Genomic DNA, 20621 nt, shown 5'->3' on the forward strand with positions numbered 1-20621 from the left:
TTCGCCGCGCCGCTGGGCATATTGAGGCGGACGGCCGCAAAGTCCACGCGCGCCTGTGACCGGAGTATCGATGCGCCCGCTGATCTTCCTCGCCCTGGCCGGCGTTCTTGCCGCGGGCTGTGCTCCGCTTCGCTCGCATCAGGGCTATATCGTCGACGCCGATCTGGTGAATGCGATCCAGCCGGGTGTGGACAACCGCCAGTCGGTGCTTGCCACGCTCGGCACGCCCAGCTTCGCCAGCCAGTTCAACCAGGGCGACTGGTATTATCTTGCGCGCGACAGCCGCAATTACGCGTTCAACGCGCCGCGCCCCAAGGAACAGCTGACCTTGCAGATCAGCTTCGATCAGGCGGGGAACGTGAGCGCGATCCGGAAGTCGGGGGTCGAGCAGGTCGTCAGCTTGAAGCCTTATGGCAAGACCACGCCGACGCTGGGTCGCGAGCGTGGCTTCTTCCAGGACCTGTTCGGCAATATCGGCGCGGTCGGTGCCGCTGGCGCGCCGGGCGGGGCCGGGCCAACCGGGCGTAACGGGCAGTAACGCTCAGACAATCCTGTCACTTTGCTGACACAGGTATTCGCGGCCGGTTCAGCGTGAGGGCGTCATCTCCATTTGCAACGGTGCGGCACGGGCCGCACCGTCGTCATGGAGGATAAGATGCGTCACCTTGTCACCGCCGCTTTGCTCGCCGCGACTGCGCTGTCGGGCGTGGTCGTGTCTACCGCGGCGACCGCGCAATCACGCGCCGAACTGCGCCACGATCGACAGGACATCCGTCACGAACAGCGTCAGCTTGACCGCGCGCGTGCACGGGGCGACTGGCGCGATGCTCGAGCGCAGCGCGCCGATCTGCGTGACGCGCGTCGTGAATTTCGCGAGGATCGCCAAGACCTTCGCCAGCAGCGTCAGTGGCAGCGCGACCGTCGTGAATGGCGTGCCGACATGCAGCGCTGGCGTGCGGGGCATCGCGACCTGTACGCGCGTGGTGGCTGGCAGGCACCGTTCCGTTACCAGGCGTTTCGACCCGGTGGTCGGATCGCGCCAAGCTATTTCGGCACGCGCTATGTGATCGCCGATCCGTGGCGCTACCGTTTGCCCGCAGCGCCGGCGCGGGCGCGCTGGGTGCGGCATTATGACGACGCTCTGCTGGTTGATCCGCGCCGCGGCGTCGTCCTCGACGTCGTGCGAGGCTTCTACTCCTGACCTCCGACCGGTTTCGGCCGCGCCGCCAGTAACGCGACGGCGCGGCCGGTACCGGCTTGGGTCGGCACCGGTCCCGAAAGGGGGAAAGGGGACCGGATCGGCAACGCGCGATTTACCATTCGGTTCGTGGAGCGTCGACGCTTCTTCAACGGCGTTGCTTTTCTGCCACAGTCTTGCCATCGATGCGGCGGTCTGGGGGCAGGCGGCATGGATCGAAACACGCGATGATCGGCGTGCTGGGGCTTTGCGATCGCGCGGTGGCGGAGCTGGCGCTATTCGCTGCGGTCATGATCCTGCTTGGCGGGATCGACGACATCATCATGGATCTGATGTGGTGGCGGTTTCGCCAACCCGATCCGGTTCGATCCGCTGTACCCGCCGCACCACCGTTGCCGCTCGCCGTGTTCGTGCCCGCGTGGGACGAGCAGGAGGTGATCGGCGCGATGCTGCGAGCGACGCTCGCGCGCTACGATCACCCCGATTACCGCCTCTACATCGGGTGCTATCCCAATGATCCCGGTACGATAGCTGCCGCCGCAGCGGTGGCGGTCGCCGATCCGCGTGTGCGGGTGGTGATCGGCGCGCACGATGGCCCGACGACCAAGGCGGACTGTCTCAACCAGCTCTGGCGCGCGCTACTTGCCGATGAAGTGGCATCGGGACTGACCACCGCAGCGGTCGTGCTCCACGATGCGGAGGATGTCGTCGACCCGCTCGAGCTTCGCATATTCGATGACCATCTTCGAGATGCCGCGCTGGTGCAGCTGCCGGTCGTCCCGTTGATCGATACGCGACGGCGGATGATTTCGGGTCATTACGCCGACGAGTTCGCCGAGTCGCATCGTCGCGATCTAACGGTGCGGTCAGCGATTGGCGCTGGGGTGCCGCTGGCCGGCGTCGGGTGCGCGATCCGGCGCGATGCACTCGATCGTCTCGACCATGGTAGCGGCGCGCCATTCGAGCCAAAGAGTCTCACCGAGGATTACGAACTCGGGCTGCGCGTCGCAGCGTTGGGGCTGCGTGCGCGATTTGTACGCTGGCGTGCGTGCGCGGGGGGCCGACTTATTGCCACCCGTGCCTACTTTCCGGACACAATCAACACGGCGGTTCGGCAAAAGTCACGCTGGGTCGCCGGAATCGCGCTGTCAGGGTGGGATCGTACCGGCTGGGGGCCGCGGCGGCACGGCGCCGAATATTGGATGCGGATGCGTGACCGGCGCGGGCTGCTGTCGGTCACGGCGCTGCTCGCCGGCTACCTTGCGCTGGTTGGTTGGGGGCTCTCGTGGCTGAGCCATGCCGTGACGCATAGCGTGGCGACCCCGTTCGGCCCCGGTCTACGAATATTGTTGATGCTCAATACCGGGCTGTTGTGCTGGCGGCTGGGCGCGCGTGCGATGCACACGGCGGCCGAACATGGCTGGCGTGAGGGCCTCTGGTCGCTCCCGCGCGCGTTGGTCGCCAATTACATCGCGATGCTCGCCGCTCGCCGTGCGCTGACCCGCTATATCGCGACTTTATTCGGGACGACCCCGCGCTGGGACAAGACCGCGCATCGTTTCCCGACGCAACTCCCGAGCGGATCGTGAGCGGCACCGGACGTCCGCTGCGCTTTATGGTGCTGGTGCTCGGGGCGTGGATTGGGCTGCGTGTCTGGCAATTATGGCCCGAACCGCCAACGCAGCGTGCTCTCCGCAAGACTGTTCGTCGAGTGGCCGGCATGGACGAGCCACGCGGGGTAAAGAGCCTGTCGACGTCTTGGGCCTCGGTCGTAGCACCGCCCCGGCCACTTACGCGGCGCCAAGTCTCGGCATCGCGCCCGGGGCCTGTCGAGACCGTGTCGACGGGCGGGGTGTTCCCGACATCCCCTGCCACACGCTCGACGTCGCAGCCGGAACAGCCGCCTGCAATTCTGGAAAAACCATTTCTGACGATCCCCCCGGCATCGGCGTCCTCTCCACGCCGCTGGTCGGTGAGCGGTTGGGCGATCGTGCGTGGCGCTGGGGCGGGCGGCGCGCTCGCAACGCCGCAACTCGGCGGCTCGCAAGCGGGTGTTCGCATCGTGCGTGCGCTGGATCGGCGCGGACGCGTGGCGATCGTCACGCGGGTGGCGGCGGCACTCGATGTCCGCCAACAGGAAGCCGCGCTCGGTATCGAATGGCGACCAACCTCGGCGCCCGTCCGAGTCGTCGCCGAACGGCGCTTCGGTCTCGCAAACCAGCGCGGCGGCCCGGCGCTCGGGCTGGTCAGCGGCGTGAGCGACGTGCGACTCCCCGCCGATTTCCGGCTGGACGCCTATGCTCAGGCGGGCGCGGTGTTGCGGCGTGAGGTCGACGCTTATGCCGATGGCGAGGTGCGCATCATGCGTCCGGTCGCCGCGGTGGCAGGGCGCACGCGGCTCTCGCTCGGGGTAGGCGTGTGGGGCGGCGCGCAGCGGGAGGCGCAACGGCTGGATGTCGGGCCGGCGGCGATGATCGAATTACCACTCGGTCGCGCGCTGCGCTTGCGTGTCGCACTGGAGTGGCGCCAGCGGATCGTCGGCAACGCGCGACCAGGCTCGGGCCCGGCGCTGTCGATCGGCACCGACTATTGATGGCATCGTGCCGGCGAACCGGCTAGCGGTTCGACCCGTCATGGACATCTATCTGCCGATCGCGAACCTGTCGGTGAACGCACTGGTGATGATCGCGCTCGGCGCGGGCGTCGGGCTGCTGTCGGGGATGTTCGGGGTCGGCGGCGGGTTTCTGACCACGCCGCTGCTGATCGTTTACGGCATCCCCCCAACCGTCGCCGCCGCCTCCGCCGCAAGCCAGGTGACCGGCGCGAGCGTGTCGGGCGTGTTCGCGCATTTCCGGCGCGGCGGGGTCGATACGCGTATGGGAACGGTGCTGGTGATCGGCGGCGTGCTCGGCTCGCTGTTCGGCGCGTGGCTGTTCCGGCTGCTCCAGCAATGGGGGCAGATCGATACGACGATCGCGATCACCTATGTGCTGCTGCTCGGCTCGATCGGGCTGATGATGCTCAAGGAAGCGGTCGACGCGATCCTGATCGCCAAGGGGCGGCGGAGTGCGCCAGCGCGGCGACGGCGCCATCATCCGCTGGTCGCGAGCCTGCCGTTCCGCACGCGTTTTTATGCCTCCGGGCTGTACATCTCGCCACTCGCGCCGCTGCTGCTCGGCTTTTTCACCGGTATCCTCACCATCCTGCTCGGCGTGGGCGGTGGGTTCGTGCTGGTGCCAGCGATGATCTACCTGCTCGGCATGTCGACGGCGGTTGTGGTGGGGACCAGCCTGTTCCAAATCCTGTTCGTCACCGCCGCCGCCACGCTGGTGCACGCGACCACCACCAAGGCGGTCGATATCGTGCTGGCGGGGCTGTTGCTGATCGGCTCGGTCGTCGGCGCGCAGGTCGGCGCGCGCTTCGCGGCGAAGGCGCGGCCCGAATATCTGCGGCTCGCGCTGGCGCTGATGGTGCTGCTGGTGGCGGGGCGGATCGCGCTGGGGCTGGGATGGCGGCCCGACGAGATCTACACGGTCGAACTGTCGTGAGGGCCGCGCTGCTGCTCGCCGCCGCCCCGCTGCTGATGGCGCAGGCCAAGCCGCTGCTGGTGCCCGATGTCTCGCAGCGCGAGATCGACATCGCCTACAGCTTTTCCGGGGCCGAGCTGCTGTTGTTCGGGGCGATCATCTATCCCGGCGGGCCCCCGCCGACCGACACCAGAGGCGCTGATGTCGTGGTGGTGGTGAAGGGGCCGACCCAGTCGATCGTGATCCGCGAGAAGGAGAAGGTCGCCGGGATCTGGGTCAATGCCGGGCGGCTGCGGTATCGTTCGGCACCATCCTTCTACGCGGTCGCCTCGTCGCGGCCGCTCGGCGAGCTGGTCGATGCGCGGACGCGCGCAATCTATGAACTTGGACTCGACAGCCTGCAATTGTCGCCCGCCTCCGCCGCACCCTCCGACGTGCAGGATCGTTTCACGCGTGGGCTGGTCGAGCAACGCGTCCGCACCGGGTTGTTCTACGAAGCGGCGCGCGCGGTCGAGATCAGCGACGGTGTTCTGTACCGCGCGCGCGTGTCGATCCCGGCGCGAGTGCCGGTCGGACGTTTCACCGCCGAGACGTTCCTGGTGCGTGACGGGCGTGTGCTGGCGGTGGCGGTGCGCGATATCGACATTCGCAAGAAGGGGTTCGAGCGGTTTGTCGCGCAGGCGGCCGATCGCCACGAATGGCTGTACGGCGGCGCGGCGGTGCTGCTGTCGGTCGCGCTGGGCTGGGGGGCAGGGCGGTTCGCGCGTCGTTGAGCGCATCCACCCGATCTTTACGAAACGGGCGCTAAGTCGAGCGCTTCCAAAGCCCTGGAAGCGCTCTCTTCTATGAACGACATCCCTGGCTCGCACGCCTTCGACACCGCAATCGCTGCCGCTTTCTCCGGGGCGGGGTCTGCGGCCGGGTCCGCGGCCGCGATCGGGCATGTCCGTCAGATCGAGGGTGGTCGCGGCGAGCTGTTGCTCGATCGGGCGGCGCTCGACGCCCTGCGCACGCATCGTGATCCCGTGCTGGCGATGGCGGGGCAGGTCGGCGGGCAGGTGAAGGTGCGGGTCGGCACGATCTGGCTGATCGCGACGACGCGCGCGCTGCGGCTGGCCGACGAACGCGACGAGGCGGTGATCGCCGAGGTCGATTTCCTCGGCGAAGGTGACGAGGAGCGGCTGACGGGACGGATGCTCCGGTTCCGGCGCGGGGTGACGAGCTACCCGATCCCGGGCGCGCAGGCGTTCGCGGTTGATGGGCACGAGCTTCGCGAGATCTATGCCGCCAGCGGACGGGCGGCGATCGAGGTCGGCACCGTTCATCCCAGCCGCGACGTGCGCGCCTCGCTGTACGTCGACGCGATGCTCGGCAAGCATTTCGCGCTGCTCGGCTCGACCGGCACCGGCAAGTCGACCGCCGCCGCGCTGATCCTCCACCGCATCTGCACGCTTGCGCCGCAGGGACACATTGTGATGATCGACCCGCACGGCGAATATGGCGCGGCGTTTGGCGAGGCGGGCGCGCTGTTCGACGTGTCCAATCTTCAGATGCCGTACTGGCTGATGAACTTCGAGGAACATTGCGAAGTGTTCGTCACCTCGACCGGGCCGGTGCGGCAGGCTGACGCGGACATCCTCGCCAAATGTCTGCTCGCCGCCAAGGCCAGGAGCCGGGCGGGGCAGGAGATATCCAAGCTGACCGTCGATGCGCCGATCCCGTACCTTCTGAGCGACCTGATGCAGATCTTGCAGCAGGAAATGGGCAAGATGGATCGGGCGGGGGATACTTCACCGTATCTGCGGCTGAAGAACAAGATCGACGAGGTGCGTGCTGATCCGCGCTATGGCTTCATGTTCTCCGGGATGCTGGTCGGCGATACGATGGCGGCGTTCGTGCAGCGAATCTTCCGTTTGCCAGGCGACGGGCGGCCAATTTCGATCATCGACGTGTCGGGCGTGCCCAACGAGATCACCTCGGTGGTGGTCGCAGTGCTGGCGCGGATGGTCTTTGACTTCGCAATCTGGTCGCGCGGCGAGCCGCAGCGGCCGATCCTGCTCGTCTGCGAGGAGGCGCACCGCTACGTTCCCGCCGATCCGGCAGCGCGCGGTTCGGTGGCGCGAATCCTCGGGCGGGTAGCAAAGGAGGGGCGAAAATACGGGGTCGCGCTCGGGCTGGTGACGCAGCGACCGTCCGATTTGTCGGAGGGCGTGCTGTCGCAGTGCGGCACAATCATCGCCATGCGACTCAACAACGATCGTGACCAGGCGTTCGTCCGCGCTGCGATGCCGGAAGGCGCGCGCGGCTTCCTCGACGCGCTGCCGGCGTTGCGCAACCGCGAGGCGATTGTCTGCGGGGAGGGCGTCGCGATCCCGATCCGCGTCGCGTTCGACACGCTGGAGGAGGGCCGGCGGCCGGCGTCGGACGATCCGGTCTTCTCCGCGCTGTGGCGCGAGGCGGGCGGCGAGGAAGCGATGATCGCGCGCACCGTCCAGCGCTGGCGCGCGCAGGGGCGTTAACCCTCGAGCAGGCGCAAGGTCGCTTGATCGGGCGTGTCGAAGAAGGCGTGCAGCGTCTCGCCGACCGCGTGCGGCGCGCCGGCGCGGTCGAACAGCGTCAGCGACGAGCGGAGCTTCACCGCGTCGATCCCGCCCATGATCGCCTCCGCCGACCGGCCCCGATGGCGGTCGAGCGCCGCGACGCAAGCCAGATAGCGCGGGCCGAGTAATGGATGGGCGATATAGGCGCGAGCCTCGGCAAGATCGCGGATCGCGAAATGGCGCGCAGTGGCGCTGTGGCCAAGTCCGGCGATCTGCGGGAAGATGAACCACATCCAGTGGCTCTGCTTGGTGCCGTGCGTCAGTTCGGCGAGCGCGGTGTCATATTGTGTCTCCTGCGCAGAGACGAAGCGATCGAGGTCCATGCAGCGCCAACGCCCGGGCGGGCCCGGCGGTCCCCCGCCGCGGTCAGATGACCACGGCGGTGACGGCGTCGACGTAGAGCAGCACGGCGGTGGTGGCGAAGCTGGCGGCGCCGAGCAAGAGCGAGCGAGCGAGCGTCGGATAGTTGGTCATCGGCACGCGCTCCGCTCAGGCGATCGGGGTGACGGGGACGGCGGCGCTGATCATCACGGCGGCGACGGCGAAGGCGGCGGCGACCGACAGCAGCGACTGGCGAAGCGCGGTGAAACGGATGGTCATGGTAGGAACTCCCTGGTCAGCGGCCGGTCGATCCGGCCGATGCCAAGGTCATTGCAGAACCCGTGCCAAATGCGTTCTCCGAGGGGAGTGCCGACGATTGCCGGCGCGGTTGGCGCGGATTGCCAGCCCGCTTCGGCGGAATTTGCCAGTTTACGGCGCGGAGTCCGAGGTGATCGTCCGGGCCCGTCCCTGATCCTTGGCGCGGTAGAGCGCGGCATCGGCGCGCGCCATCAGGGCGGCGCGTCCCTCACCTACGCGGCCCTCCGCGACCCCGGCCGAAAAGGACACGGTGCCGATCGATTCGCCGGTTTCCCGCACGCGCGGGCGACGTTCGGAAATGGTGCGGCGGACGCGCTCGATGATCTGCGCGGCGTCGTCGAGCCGCACATTCTCGAACAGCAGCGCAAATTCCTCGCCGCCATAGCGGGCGACCATCATGCCCTTTTCGCTGGCCAGCGTCTGCGCGACCATGCGGATCACCCGATCGCCGACCGCGTGGCCGAAATTGTCGTTCACCCGCTTGAAGTGATCGATGTCACAGATCGCGACCGTCACAGGGGTGTCGCGGTGGAGTGAGGCGAACGTCTCGTCGAAGGCACGCCGGTTCGGAAGGTCGGTGAGTGGATCGGTGCGTGCGGAACCACGCGCCTCGTCGAGCGCGGTGCGCAGTTCCTCGGTCTCCCGCAGGGCGGAATCGAGCTTCGACTCGGCGAGCTGGACACGCCCGATCATGTCGGCGGTAAGCTGCGTGATCGCTTCGATCCCTGCCTCCGCACCCATGTCGCGCATCGTGTCGGCAGAGCGTTGCAGGTCACGGCCAAAGTCGTTGGCCTCGGCATGGACGACGCGCATCGCATCGCCGAAACCCTCGAGCTGGAACATCATCCGTTCGAGCAGCGCCTGCTGCGTATCGACGTCGCCGCTCATCGCCGTATCTTCGTCCGCGGTGTCGATCGGCGCGCCGGCGATGCTGGTGCCACCCAGGCTTTCGATGTCCTGGCTGGTCAGGCGCACGCCGCCATCGGTCAGTTCGGCGACGCGCCGGGCGACAAGCCCGGTGGCATTGGCGACCACCTCATAGGCAAAGGCGTAGTGCGCCGGATCGGGGCTGAGGCGGTGCGCGGCGAGAAACGCGCCGATACGGGCGAACAGGCGATCTCCCCCGTTCGCCTGCCCGATATCGACCGCCTTGCTCGCCATCATCCGCCCCATCTTGCCCCCGAATCTCGGGAGCCAAGATTTAAGCGGCAACTGCTAAGATATGATAACCGGCGCTTTCAACGGCCTGTGAGCTTGTGCACCGCGTCGAGCGAGCGGGTGACATGCTCCGCCGGGTTCATGTCCGACCAGACCGATGCGATGCGACCGTCACGTCCGATCACGTAGCTGGTGCGGCTGGTGACCTGCCGCCCCTTGACCTCGCGGCCAAGCGCGACGTCATAGCCCGCGACGACCTTCGGTCCGGCGCTGGCGACCGCGAACTTGCCAGCGCATTCGCTGGACGAGAAGCGCTGCAGATCGGGGACGTTGTCGGCCGACATGCCAATGACGGTCGCGCCGGCGGCGCGGAACGCATCGACTTTCTCGGCGAAGGCGCGCGCTTCGGCATTGCAGCCGCCGGTGAAGGCGGCGGGGAAGAAATACAGCACCACCGGTCCGCGCTTGAGCTGTTCGGACAGGCGCACCGGCACCACCTTGCCGGCGATCGCGCCGCGGGTGGAGAAGTCGGGCGCCTTCGCGCCGGGCGCGAGCGTCGCGGCGGCGGGGGCGGCGAGGGTCAGGGCAGTAACGGCAGCGAGCAGACGGCGCATCGGGACGACTCCGGCAGGAGGAAGTTGATCCACAAGCCATATCATCGCCCGCCGGTTCCGCCAGCCTGCGTCGGGCTTCCGCAACGCACGGCAATAGGATAGCGCAAGCGTCATGCCCGCCACCCACAAATGCGACCTCGCGATCGTCGGCGGCGGCCTGTCCGGCGCGCTGATCGCGCTGGCGGTGCAGGCGCGACATCCGGCAATGGACGTGCGGCTGGTCGAGGCGGGCGAGACGATCGGTGGGAATCATTTCTGGTCGTTCTTCGGCGCGGATCTGCACGGCCCCGAGCAAGCGCTGGTCGCGCCGCTGGTGGCGCATGGTTGGCCCGACTATGACGTGCAGTTCCCCGGCCATGTTCGGACGCTGGCGCAGCCCTATTATACCGTCCGCTCCGCCATGCTCGACGCGCAGGTGCGCAAGATCCTGCCGCGACGCGCGTTGATGACCGGGCGGTCGGTGCTGGCGTGCAGCGCGACCGCGGTGGTGCTGGCGGACGGCGATCGGCTGAGCGCTTTGGGTGTCATCGATGCGCGCGGCGTCGGCGACACGTCGTTGCTGGACGGCGGGTGGCAGAAGTTCGTCGGGCATGAGCTGCGTGTCGCGGGCGGGCACGGGGTGACGCGCCCGGTGGTAATGGATGCGACGGTTGCGCAGCTCGACGGCTATCGCTTCGTCTATCTGCTGCCGTTTACCCCCGACACCTTGCTGGTCGAGGATACCTATTATAGCGATTCGCCGGTGCTCGACGCGGCGACGATCGCCACGCGGGTCGACGATTATGCGCGCGGGAAGGGGTGGCAGGCCGAGGTGATCCACCGCGAACGCGGCGTCTTGCCGGTGGTGAGCGGCGGCGACTTCGACGCTTATTGGCAGTCGACCGGCGCGAAGGTCGCCAAAGCGGGGGTACGGGCGGGACTGTTCCACCCGACCACCGGCTATTCACTGCCCGATGCCGCGCGGATCGCGGTGCTGATCGCCAATCAGCGCGATCTTTCGGGCAAGGCGCTCCACGAGCTGACTTTTCGCCACGCCGCGCGTTCGTGGCGGCAACGAGGTTTCTACCGGATGCTGGATCTGATGCTGTTCAAGGCCGCCGACCCCGACCAGCGCTATCGCGTGCTGGAGCGTTTCTATCGCCTGTCGCCCGAACTGGTCGCGCGCTTCTATGCCGCGCGCTCGACCGGGCTCGACAAATTGCGGGTGCTGAGCGGCAAGCCGCCGGTGCCGGTCGGCCGCGCGATCGCGGCGCTGGGAGGCCGCGCATGACCCGCCGTGCAGTAGTGGTCGGCGCAGGCTTCGGCGGGCTGGCGCTCGCGATCCGGCTCCAATCGGCGGGGGTGGCGACGACGATCGTCGAATCGCGGGACAAGCCCGGTGGCCGCGCCTATTACTGGCAGCAGGAGGGATTCACTTTCGACGCCGGGCCGACCGTCATCACCGATCCGGCGTGTCTGGAGGAATTGTGGGCGCTGTCGGGGCAGAAGCTGGCCGACGACGTGACGCTCGATCCGGTGCAGCCGTTCTACCGGCTCAACTGGCCCGACGGGACCAATTTCGACTATACCAACGACGATACCGTGCTGCGCGCCGAGATCGCGAAGCTGAACCCGGCGGATGTCGCCGGCTACGGCCAGTTCCTCGAATATGCCGCGGGCGTGTACCACGAAGGCTATGAGAAGCTCGGCACCGTTGCCTTCCTCGACTTCGCGTCGATGGTGAAGGCGGCGCCGGCGCTGGCCAAATATCAGGCGTGGCGTTCGGTCTATTCGATCGTGTCGAAGTACGTGCAGGACGAGCGGCTACGGCAGGCGCTGTCTTTCCACACGCTTTTGGTCGGCGGCAATCCGATGACCACCAGCGCGATTTATGCGCTGATCCACAAGCTGGAGCGCGACGGCGGTGTCTGGTTCGCGCGCGGCGGGACCAACCGGCTGGTCGCCGGCATGGTCGCGCTGTTCGAGCGGCTGGGCGGCACGCTGCGGCTGTCGGACCCGGTGACGAAGATCGAGACGCTCGGCGACCGCGTGACCGCGGTGGAGACCGCCAGCGGCTGGCGCGAGCCGGTCGACATGGTCGCCGCCAATGCCGACATCATGCACGTCTATCGCGACCTGCTGCCCGAATCGGGTGCGGCACGGCGGACGGCGGCGCGGCTGGAGCGCAAGCGCTACTCGCCGTCGCTGTTCGTGGTGCATTTCGGGGTGAAGGGGACGTGGCCGGGCATCCCGCACCACATGATCCTGTTCGGGCCGCGCTATAAGGGGCTGCTCGACGACATTTACGAACACGGGATGCTCAGCGAAGACTTTTCGCTGTACCTGCACCACCCGACCGTCACCGATCCGTCGCTGGCGCCGGAGGGAGATTCGACCTTCTACGCGCTGGCGCCGGTGCCGCATCTCGGCAAGTATACGGGCGATTGGGAGACGGTGAAGCCGATCCTGGAGAAGCGCATCCTCGACGAGGTCGGGCGGCGGCTGATCCCCGGCATCCACGACCGGATCGTGACGAAGTTCAGCTATGCGCCGACCGACTTCGCGCACGACCTGAACGCGCATCTGGGCAGCGCCTTCTCGCTGGAGCCGATCCTGACGCAGAGCGCGTATTTCCGGGTGCATAACCGGGATGATGCGATCCCGAATCTGTTCTTCGTGGGCGCAGGAACGCACCCGGGGGCGGGGATCCCGGGCGTGGTCGGGAGTGCGAAGGCGACGGCGGCGTTGATGCTGGGGGCGTAACGCAAGGCGCGTTGAGTCTCGGCGGACCGCTGTCCAGTTTCCTGGACGTGAACGCCGTCAGCTATTCCGAAGCCAGCGCGAACTTGAACGCGATGATCGACAAGGTCGTTGCCGACCGCGCGCCGTTGGCGATCACCCGCGAGCGGGGCGAAGGGGCGGTGCTGGATTTCGGCAAGCATTGGGCGCCGATCGAGGAGACGCTGTAGCTGTTGCGCTCGCCCGGCAGTGCGAAGCGCCTGCTGGAGAGCATCGCCGAGATGAAGGCCGGCGGCGGCGAGGAGGATGAGCTGATTCGCCCGCGAACGCGCAGTTCTCGTCCCGCTCGTGGGCCAAATATGTCGATTTACATGCTCACGACGCCAAGCTGTTCGCCAAGGTCAATGCGTTGGTCGAGGAATGTCGTCGGCATCCGTTCAAGGGAACGGGGAAGCCGGAGCCGCTTGGAGGGAATCTGTCAGGCTGGGGTCGTGCTGGATCAGCCAGGAGCATCGCCTGGTGTAGCGGGTGGCGGGAAGCGGCGGGGAGCAGGTGTTGCAGATAGCACAGTGCCGGTATCATTATTGAAGCCGGCGCTCTGACCGCCGGACTCCTGTAGCCTGTCTGATCTCGGTCATCCGAAGGAGCCGAGGAATTACTCCGCCGTCGGCAGGTAAACCTCGCTACCCTTCTCCCGGAACCGCTCGCTCATCGCCGCCATCCCGGCCTCGGCGTCTTCCGCCGCGACGAACGTCTCGACCGGGGCGTTCTGCTTCGCCGCAAAGTCCCTCACTTCCTGCGTGATCTTCATCGAGCAGAACTTCGGCCCGCACATCGAGCAGAAATGCGCGGTCTTCGCGCCTTCCGCCGGCAGGGTCTGATCGTGGTACGATTCCGCCGTGTCGGGATCGAGCGACAGGTTGAACTGGTCGCGCCAGCGGAACTCGAAGCGGGCGCGGCTCAGCGCGTCGTCGCGGAGCTTGGCGGCGGGGTGGCCCTTCGCCAGATCGGCGGCGTGCGCGGCGAGCTTGTAGGTCACCACGCCGACCTTCACGTCGTCGCGGTCGGGCAGCCCAAGATGCTCCTTGGGCGTGACGTAGCAGAGCATCGCGGTGCCGTACCAACCGATCATCGCCGCGCCGATGCCCGACGTGATATGGTCATAGCCCGGCGCGATATCGGTGGTGAGCGGCCCGAGCGTGTAGAAGGGCGCCTCGCCGCACGCCTCGAGCTGCTTTTCCATGTTCTGCTTGATCTTGTGCATCGGCACATGGCCGGGGCCCTCGATCATCACCTGCACGTCCTGGTCCCAGGCGCGCTTGGTCAGCTCGCCGAGCGTGTACAGCTCGGCGAACTGCGCCTCGTCATTGGCGTCGGCGACGCTGCCGGGGCGCAGGCCGTCGCCGAGCGAATAGGCGATGTCATACGCCTTCATGATCTCGGTGATCTCGTCGAAGCGTTCGTAGAGGAACGACTCCTTGTGATGCGAGAGGCACCATTTCGCCATGATCGAGCCGCCACGCGAGACGATCCCGGTGACGCGCTTGGCGGTGAGCGGGACGTAGGGCAGGCGGACGCCGGCGTGGATCGTGAAGTAATCGACGCCCTGTTCGGCCTGTTCGATCAGCGTGTCGCGGAAGATCTCCCACGTCAGCTCCTCGGCGATCCCGCCGACCTTCTCCAGCGCCTGGTAGATCGGCACCGTGCCGATCGGCACCGGCGAGTTGCGGATGATCCATTCGCGCGTGTCGTGGATGTTGCGCCCGGTCGACAGGTCCATGACCGTGTCCGCGCCCCAACGGATCGACCAGACCAGCTTGTCGACCTCGGCCGCGACGTTCGAGGCGACCGCGCTGTTGCCGATATTGGCGTTGATCTTGACCAGGAAGTTGCGGCCGATCGCCATCGGCTCGGATTCGGGATGGTTGATGTTGTTCGGGATGATCGCCCGGCCGCGCGCGACCTCGTCGCGGACGAACTCGGGCGTGACGTAATCGGGGATCGCCGCGCCGAAGCTCTCGCCGTCGCGGACATATTCCCTGAGCATCTCGCGGCCGAGATTCTCGCGCGTCGCGACATATTCCATCTCGGGGGTGATGATGCCGCGGCGGGCGTAATGCATCTGGCTGACGTTCGCGCCGGCCCTGGCACGCAGCGGGCGGCGGTTAACGTTCGGGAACGGCTGCACCCCACCCGAGCGGTCCGGGCCGAGCTGGCCATTGTCTTCGGGGCGGAGTTCGCGCGCGTCATAAGCCTCGACGTCGCCACGCGCCATGATCCAGTCACGACGCAACGCGGGCAGGCCGGCGGCGATGTCGATGCGAACCGTGGGATCGGTGTAGGGGCCGGACGTGTCGTAGACGTTGAGCGGCGGCTCGCCGGAGGACGGATCGAGATCGATCGCGCGCATCGCGACGTTCAGCGGGCCGACGTGCACCTTGCGGCTGCCGCGGATCGGGCCGGTGGTGACACCGATTTCGGTACGGGCGGGAATGTCGGCCATCACGTCTTCTCCTCTAGTGCGGGAGAAGGAAGGGTGGTCCGGAGACGCCGCATCCACTCCCTACGCCGGTGTCAGCCGGATCAGGTTCAGCGGGTCGAGGGCTGCGGCCCTCCTCTCAACCGCAGCGTCGGCGGTCCCCCGGGGAACGGTCGGTATACGCACGCCGACGCCGCGACACCAACGAAAAAGGCCGCGCTCCGACAGTTGCGGAGCGCGGCCCAGCCAACATCGGAAAGACGGATCAGCTTGCCTTGGTGAAGTCGCCGCTGGTGCGCAGTGCTTCGATCGAATTGTTGGTGCCCGCCGGGAAGAAGCCGCCCGACGTCTTGGCCGCGTCGGTCAGATAGACGATGTTGTGAACCTGCAGCGTCGAGCGGCTGAACGCGATACCGTTGCTGTCCGCCGGAACGATGTTGGCCACCTCCGCACCGTTCACCGTGGTGGTGATCCCCTGATCGAGATCCTTGCGATCGGTGGCGGTGTCGGTCGGCTTGCCGTCGAGCGAGTCGCGTGCGTCCGAAATTTTGTTCGCCTTCACCCGCGCTTCCGAGCCACGCCTGTAGAGTTCGGCGCGGATCAGCCCGGCATGGTACGCTTCGGCGGCGAGGATGCCCGCCGCCGCCTCCAGATAGATCGCGCTGCTGATCAGCGGCGAAGCGCCCTTGTAGGCGGTGACGCCGACATCCTCGAACAGATAGGCGGCGAGCAGGAAAGTGTCGTCGTTGAGGTAGGGATCGAATTCGCCATTGGCATCGGCGATCCCTGCCGCGCGCGCGGCCGCGCTGAACGCCCCGGTGGCTCCGCCGTCGATGTTGATCGCGGGCTGGTTGATGACCTGCGCGGCGCTCACCGAGGTGATGACGGCGCGTAGCGCGTTGACGTGCGCCAGTTCGTCGGCGGCGATCTCGCGCGCATAGCTGGCGATGATCGGATCGGAGAAGCCGACCTTGCGCCCGCCCGTCACCGCGCCGCGGGTGCCGACCGTGCCGGTGAGGCTTGCCTCGGGCAGCGAGCGACCGAAGGCCGCGAAGGAATAGAATTGCGCCTCGAGATATTCGAGGTTGAGCGCCAGCTGCAGGATCGCGACGTCGGTGGTGACGCTGCCGGTCGCGGTCGGCGTAGGGGTCGGCGTCGGGCTCGGGCTGGTGCTGTTGTTGTTGTCGCTGCCGCACGCCGACAGCAGCGCGAGCCCGCCGGCCGCGGCGGTGCCGGCGCCGGCCAGCTTGAGGAAGCGGCGGCGCTCGGCCCGGCGGGCCTCGGCGAGTTCGAGCGCGGCGAAAACGGAATCCTTGATCATGGCGTCATTCCCTTGTGCGGGGCGTATGGGGCAAAGGCGGGGAGGCGGTGAGACCGTCTCGCGTCAGGCCGATGCCGCGCTCGTCTTGATGTTGCCGTTGACCCCGGCCGGGAAGAAGCCGCCGCTCGTTACCGCCGCCTGGTTGAGATAGACGATGTTGAGCACCTGCAGCGGCGTGCGGCTGAACGCGATGCCGTTGGTGTTGAGCGGCGCGATGTTCGACACGTCGAGCGTGGTGCCATTGTCGACGACCGTGCCGGTCGCCAGCCCGCTGTCGTCGACCGGGCCGATGCCGCGCACCAGATCCTCGGTCGGATTGCCATCCAGCGTGTCGCGTACCCGGGAGATCGCGGTGGTCGCCTCGATGAGCTGGAGCGAGGGCGTCTGAAGCCCCTTGCGATACAGGACCGAGCGGATGATCGCGGCGTGATACGCCTCGACCGCGAGGATGCCGGCGGCGGCCTCCAGATAGATCTTGCTGTTGATGAGGGCGGGTGCCGCGCCCTTGTAGGCGGTGACGCCGACGTCCTCGAACAGATACGCCCCGAGCAGGAACGCCTCGTCCGAGGCATAGGGGTCGAATGCCACACCATCGGCCACCAGCCCGGCGCGCCGCGCAGCGGTGCTGAACGCGCCCGACACGCTGGTGCCGAGATCGATCGCAGGCTGCGCGACGAGCGACGACGTGGTGAATTGCGCGCGCAGGAAGCGGACGTGCGCCAGCTCGTCCTGATAGATTTCCTGCGCATATTGCTGGACGATCGGGTCCTTGAACCCGACCGCGCGCCCGCCGGTGGCCGTGCCCGCGGTGCCGATCGCGCCGCTGATGTCGGCAGCGGCGAGCCCGCTGCCGGTGACGGCGAAAGCGTAGTAATTCGCCTCGAGATATTCGAGGTTCAGCGCGAAGTTGAGCACGTCGACCTCGGTAAAGGTCGAGGTTGGGGTAGGTGAGGGCGAAGGCGAGGGCGTTGGCGTCGCGGTCTGTGCCTGTGCGGCGCCCGACAGCGTTGCGGCGGCGGCCGCGGCACCCATCGCGCCGGTGAAGAAGGCGCGACGCGAATCGCGGCGACGCACGCGCGCGTCGAGCGTCTCGATCAGCTGCTCGCTATCGGTCATGGCAGGCTCGTCCCTTCTATTACTCGCGCCAGTACGCGGCGTTGATGCGCGTGATAGGCCAGCAGCGCGCGGGGGGCAAAGACGGGATTCGGTTTTTTGATGTCGCCGTCACCCCTGACGTGATCCGAAAGCCCACTTCTGCCTGCCGGGGTTGGAAGCGAGCCCTCGGGGTTTCGCGGTCGGAATCACGCCGCGGCGCGGCCGCGTCGTCGGTCGGACGGGGCCCCGGCGGCCGGTCTTGGATGAGCCCTTGCCCGGCACGCGCAAGGCCGTCCTGCGACTTAAAACGTATATCCAACGCCCAGCGCGGCCAGCCACTGACTCCGCGAACCCGCAATCGACACCACCGGGGTATCGCCGAAGTCGTTGAGCATCTTCTTGTAGGTAACGCCGCCGATCGCTTTCCAGCCTTTCAGCAGGTTCCCGGTCAGCGAATAGGTGCCGGCCATGCCGACGGTCCAATGCTTCCATCCGCCACGCGTGCTGTATTGCGGCAGCCCGCTCGCCAGCGACTGCGCGGCGTCGACGTCGAAATAGGTGCGCGCGTAGCCGCGGCCGACACGCTCGGCGGAGGCGAACAGGCCGACACCCGCCTTCAGGCTGAGCGGCGTGAAGTAATTGACCGAGGGCGACCAGATGCCGCTGTCGTGAACGCCGCTGACATCGTGACGGTAGCTGAGCGAGGCGGACAGCTTGTCATAGGGGCTGGTGAGCACGCCGGTCTTGCCCAGCCCGACATAGCCGCCAAGCTCGACCGCGGTGCCGCGCTCACCCAGCGCGCGGACGCGGCGGTCATCGATCGCCTTGTTGTTGGTGCGGTTGAAGTTGATGACGCCGACCGGGCCCGCCTGTACGTCCCAGCGCGGCCCGGAAGGGTTCGGGACCAGGTCGATCGAGGCGCGGTTGCCGATCACCTGAAACGCGAAATTGTGGAACGAACCGATCGCCGCCGGGCCGGGGACGATGCGATAATGGTCCGAGCCTTCGTAATCGGGGAGATAGGCCGCTGCGACCGCCACCGTCGCCGTATCACCGACCAGCGCCGGGTCTGGCGTCGGATTCGGCTCCGCCGGGACCGATGCGCTCTGCGCCAGCGCCGGCATGGCGAGGCAGGCGAGCGCGGCGGCGAGCAGTGAGTGGACGGCGGAACGGTTGACGTGCACGTAAATTCCCCTTCGATCTGCGCGCCCAACCGTTCGCGGGGAATTTTGCTCCCGTGTTGCCGGTCAGAGCATGTAGCGCATGCGAATCTGTTGCTCTTCGGCATCAGTGGTCAGCGAGAAGCGTGCCGCCGAGAAGCGCGGCGGGCCGAAGCGGATCGCGGGATTGCGCGAGAAGCCGAAGCCTTCCTTCGGGATGCCTGCGAACGTATCCAGCTTCCGGTTGCTGTTTTCGTCGTGGATCACCGCCACCGCATAGTCGCCGCGCGGCAAAGCGGGAAAGCGGACGCTGGTCTGCCCGGCGGGCACCGAACGCGACACCGCATGCTGGTCGTCGACGCAATTGGGGAAGTTGTCAGGATCGGCGGTCAGGCACAGCCGCAGCATTCCCTTCGCCGAGCGCAGATGGTCGATGTCCACCTGCAGCGAGCCCACCGGCGCCGCGCCGATCAGCGGCACCGCCAGCATCGCCAGCCCCGCCGCGGCGAGCCGCTTGCGCGTGGATGCGCGTGAAGTCGCCGAGCCCGTCGTCGGTGCCACAGAGCCGATCCCAGAAGCGGAAGTATAGACCATAATTGCATCCGTACCGTTCATGGTGCCGTTGGTGATGGCTGGCGGTAATCAGCCAGCGGCCCACCCGTCCCCCCCACATGAAGCGCGGGAACATTTCCCAGCCCATATGGTTGGTCACCCCCATAATCGTCATGACCGTCAGTACCACCCCCAGTGCGGTGACATGGATCGGAATCACGAAGACCAGTAGCGGAATGGCCACAGCGCCGCTCAACGCCTCGATCGGATGGAAGGCCATCGCCGCCCAGGCGGTCGGCGGGCGGCTGGCGTGATGCACGGCATGCGCGAGCTTGAACACGCGCGGACGGTGCATCCAGCGATGCGTCCAGTAGAACCACGTATCGTGCGCGATCAGGTACAGCAGCACCGATACCGGCAGATACCATAACGGCCAGGCATGGACGTCGGCGTAGATTCGCGTCCAACCGCGGTTCTGCCAGCCCCAGGCGATAATGCCGGCGGGCACGCCATAGATGCCCGCGGAGGCGAGGCTCCACAGGATTTCGCGCCGGATCTGTGGATCGAGCCCGGCATATAGGCGCGGATGCCTGAGCCGCGTCGCGAGGGCGAAGCCGGCGCTGGCGGCGAGATAGCGCACCCCGACGATGACGCTCATCGCCAGCGCCGACAGCAGGATAGCGATCGTGGCGGACATAAGCGGCTTCTAGCGCATCGTCACCGGGCGCGATAGGCAGGGCCATGCCTGTACGCCCCGCTGACATCGCCCTCGCCCACCGCCTCGCCGACGCCGCCGGCGCGGTGATCCGCCCCTATTTCCGTCAGCCGGCCGGGCTGGAGCTGAAGGAGGATCGCTCTCCGGTGACGCGTGCCGACCGCGAGGCGGAGGAGGCGATGCGCCGGCTGCTCGACGCCGAATGCCCCGGCGATGGTGTGGTCGGCGAGGAACATGGCGTGAAGGACGGCGTCACGGGGCGGCAATGGGTGCTCGACCCAATCGACGGCACGCGCAGCTTCACCGCCGGGCGCGCGATCTTCGGAACGCTGATCGCGCTGGTCGAGGATGGCTGGCCGGTGCTCGGGATCATCGACCAGCCGGTGCAGCGCGAGCGCTGGACGGGCGTTACCGGACGTCCGACCCTGCTCAACGACGCGCCGGTGCGGACGCGGTCGTGCGCGGCGCTGGAGGGGGCGATCGTCGCGACGACCAGCCCGCATCTGTTCGAGGAGGCCGACGTGCCGCACTTCATGGCGCTGGTGACCGCGGCGAGCGGCGGGGCGCCGCGGCAGGGGCCGGTCTATGGCGGTGACTGCTATAACTACGGCCTGCTGGCGAGCGGGTTCCTCGACATCGTGTGCGAGTCCGGGCTGAAGCTGTACGACTTCGCCGCGCTGGCCCCGATCGTCGAGGGCGCGGGCGGGCGGATGTGCGACTGGAACGGCGATCCGTTGACCGCCGACAGCGCCGGGCATGTGCTGGCGATCGGCGACCCGGCGCGGACCGACGAGGTGCTGGAAGCGCTGCGCAACGTGGCGGGGCATGGGCATCACGAGCATTGA

At 67.4% G+C, this 20621-nt stretch carries 21 protein-coding genes and 1 riboswitch; of the genes, 12 read left to right on the forward strand and 9 right to left on the reverse strand.

All coding sequences use genetic code 11. From position 1 onward, the window contains the following. Nucleotides 1-70: 70 nt before the first annotated feature. The 7 genes from ACI2JO_RS08370 to ACI2JO_RS08400 all read left to right on the forward strand — a co-directional run bounded on the left by ACI2JO_RS08370 (nucleotide 71) and on the right by ACI2JO_RS08400 (nucleotide 7244). On the forward strand, nucleotides 71-538 hold the full coding sequence (locus ACI2JO_RS08370; RefSeq protein ID WP_404720188.1) for an outer membrane protein assembly factor BamE: 468 nt from the start codon (nucleotides 71-73) through the stop codon (nucleotides 536-538). A gap of 117 nt (nucleotides 539-655) precedes the next feature. Continuing rightward, the gene (locus tag ACI2JO_RS08375) at nucleotides 656-1201 is read left to right on the forward strand and encodes an RcnB family protein (RefSeq protein WP_404720189.1); all 546 of its coding nucleotides are present in this window, start codon (nucleotides 656-658) and stop codon (nucleotides 1199-1201) included. A gap of 224 nt (nucleotides 1202-1425) precedes the next feature. Further along, nucleotides 1426-2787: a glycosyl transferase family protein gene (locus tag ACI2JO_RS08380; RefSeq protein WP_404720190.1), complete on the forward strand. Its 1362-nt coding sequence runs from the start codon at nucleotides 1426-1428 to the stop codon at nucleotides 2785-2787. A gap of 383 nt (nucleotides 2788-3170) precedes the next feature. Next, nucleotides 3171-3791, forward strand: a complete 621-nt coding sequence (locus ACI2JO_RS08385; RefSeq protein ID WP_404720191.1) for a hypothetical protein — start codon at nucleotides 3171-3173, stop codon at nucleotides 3789-3791. Between the two features lie 40 nt (nucleotides 3792-3831). Beyond that, entirely contained in the window at nucleotides 3832-4746 is a 915-nt protein-coding gene (locus tag ACI2JO_RS08390) for a sulfite exporter TauE/SafE family protein (protein WP_341208058.1), read from the forward strand. Nucleotides 4747-4781: 35 nt separating this feature from the next. Then, on the forward strand, nucleotides 4782-5498 hold the full coding sequence (locus ACI2JO_RS08395) for a TIGR02186 family protein (RefSeq protein ID WP_404720358.1): 717 nt from the start codon (nucleotides 4782-4784) through the stop codon (nucleotides 5496-5498). Between the two features lie 72 nt (nucleotides 5499-5570). Then, nucleotides 5571-7244, forward strand: a complete 1674-nt coding sequence (locus tag ACI2JO_RS08400) for an ATP-binding protein (RefSeq protein WP_404720192.1) — start codon at nucleotides 5571-5573, stop codon at nucleotides 7242-7244. On the opposite strand, the gene ACI2JO_RS08405 is transcribed toward ACI2JO_RS08400, so the two are convergent. The 3 genes from ACI2JO_RS08405 to ACI2JO_RS08415 form a co-directional block, all read right to left on the reverse strand. Beyond that, nucleotides 7241-7648, reverse strand: coding sequence for a DUF1810 domain-containing protein (locus ACI2JO_RS08405; RefSeq protein ID WP_404720193.1), 408 nt, complete (start codon nucleotides 7646-7648; stop codon nucleotides 7241-7243). The genes ACI2JO_RS08400 and ACI2JO_RS08405 overlap by 4 nt on opposite strands. A 427-nt stretch (nucleotides 7649-8075) precedes the next feature. After that, entirely contained in the window at nucleotides 8076-9125 is a 1050-nt protein-coding gene (locus ACI2JO_RS08410; protein WP_404720194.1) for a GGDEF domain-containing protein, read from the reverse strand. Between the two features lie 77 nt (nucleotides 9126-9202). After that, a complete protein-coding gene (locus ACI2JO_RS08415) occupies nucleotides 9203-9736 on the reverse strand; it encodes a peroxiredoxin (protein ID WP_404720195.1) in 534 nt (177 codons plus the stop codon). 112 nt (nucleotides 9737-9848) lie between these two features. On the opposite strand from ACI2JO_RS08415, the gene crtY reads away from it, so the two are divergent. The 4 genes from crtY to ACI2JO_RS08435 all read left to right on the forward strand — a co-directional run bounded on the left by crtY (nucleotide 9849) and on the right by ACI2JO_RS08435 (nucleotide 13019). Next, nucleotides 9849-11006, forward strand: coding sequence for a lycopene beta-cyclase CrtY (crtY, locus tag ACI2JO_RS08420; protein WP_404720196.1), 1158 nt, complete (start codon nucleotides 9849-9851; stop codon nucleotides 11004-11006). Further along, nucleotides 11003-12478, forward strand: a complete 1476-nt coding sequence (locus ACI2JO_RS08425; protein WP_404720197.1) for a phytoene desaturase — start codon at nucleotides 11003-11005, stop codon at nucleotides 12476-12478. The genes crtY and ACI2JO_RS08425 overlap by 4 nt, the downstream gene beginning before the upstream one ends. A gap of 11 nt (nucleotides 12479-12489) precedes the next feature. After that, nucleotides 12490-12684: a type II toxin-antitoxin system Phd/YefM family antitoxin gene (locus ACI2JO_RS08430; RefSeq protein WP_404720198.1), complete on the forward strand. Its 195-nt coding sequence runs from the start codon at nucleotides 12490-12492 to the stop codon at nucleotides 12682-12684. A gap of 158 nt (nucleotides 12685-12842) precedes the next feature. Further along, the gene (locus tag ACI2JO_RS08435; protein WP_404720359.1) at nucleotides 12843-13019 is read left to right on the forward strand and encodes a type II toxin-antitoxin system YoeB family toxin; all 177 of its coding nucleotides are present in this window, start codon (nucleotides 12843-12845) and stop codon (nucleotides 13017-13019) included. Between the two features lie 90 nt (nucleotides 13020-13109). Here the strand turns inward: ACI2JO_RS08435 and thiC are convergent, their stop codons facing one another. The 6 genes from thiC to ACI2JO_RS08465 all read right to left on the reverse strand — a co-directional run bounded on the left by thiC (nucleotide 13110) and on the right by ACI2JO_RS08465 (nucleotide 19758). Further along, nucleotides 13110-14957, reverse strand: a complete 1848-nt coding sequence (thiC, locus tag ACI2JO_RS08440) for a phosphomethylpyrimidine synthase ThiC (protein ID WP_404720199.1) — start codon at nucleotides 14955-14957, stop codon at nucleotides 13110-13112. 40 nt (nucleotides 14958-14997) lie between these two features. Beyond that, nucleotides 14998-15108, reverse strand: a riboswitch (TPP riboswitch). Nucleotides 15109-15198: 90 nt separating this feature from the next. Continuing rightward, nucleotides 15199-16254: a ferritin-like domain-containing protein gene (locus ACI2JO_RS08445; RefSeq protein WP_404720200.1), complete on the reverse strand. Its 1056-nt coding sequence runs from the start codon at nucleotides 16252-16254 to the stop codon at nucleotides 15199-15201. 63 nt (nucleotides 16255-16317) lie between these two features. Next, nucleotides 16318-17370, reverse strand: a complete 1053-nt coding sequence (locus tag ACI2JO_RS08450) for a ferritin-like domain-containing protein (protein ID WP_404720201.1) — start codon at nucleotides 17368-17370, stop codon at nucleotides 16318-16320. 281 nt (nucleotides 17371-17651) lie between these two features. Continuing rightward, nucleotides 17652-18533 carry a MipA/OmpV family protein gene (locus ACI2JO_RS08455; RefSeq protein WP_404720202.1) on the reverse strand — a complete coding sequence of 294 codons (882 nt, stop codon included), beginning with the start codon at nucleotides 18531-18533 and terminating at the stop codon, nucleotides 17652-17654. Nucleotides 18534-18596: 63 nt separating this feature from the next. Further along, on the reverse strand, nucleotides 18597-18917 hold the full coding sequence (locus ACI2JO_RS08460) for a DUF2141 domain-containing protein (protein ID WP_404720203.1): 321 nt from the start codon (nucleotides 18915-18917) through the stop codon (nucleotides 18597-18599). Further along, nucleotides 18886-19758 (reverse strand): sterol desaturase family protein, encoded by an 873-nt coding sequence (locus tag ACI2JO_RS08465; RefSeq protein ID WP_404720204.1) that lies wholly within the window; start codon nucleotides 19756-19758, stop codon nucleotides 18886-18888. Before ACI2JO_RS08465 ends, ACI2JO_RS08460 begins: the two co-directional genes overlap by 32 nt. Nucleotides 19759-19802: 44 nt before the next feature. Between ACI2JO_RS08465 and ACI2JO_RS08470 the strand changes: the two genes are divergently transcribed. Then, nucleotides 19803-20621 carry an inositol monophosphatase family protein gene (locus ACI2JO_RS08470; protein ID WP_404720205.1) on the forward strand — a complete coding sequence of 273 codons (819 nt, stop codon included), beginning with the start codon at nucleotides 19803-19805 and terminating at the stop codon, nucleotides 20619-20621.

Source organism: Sphingomonas sp. NPDC079357, from assembly GCF_044901155.1.
Lineage (GTDB): Bacteria > Pseudomonadota > Alphaproteobacteria > Sphingomonadales > Sphingomonadaceae > Sphingomonas.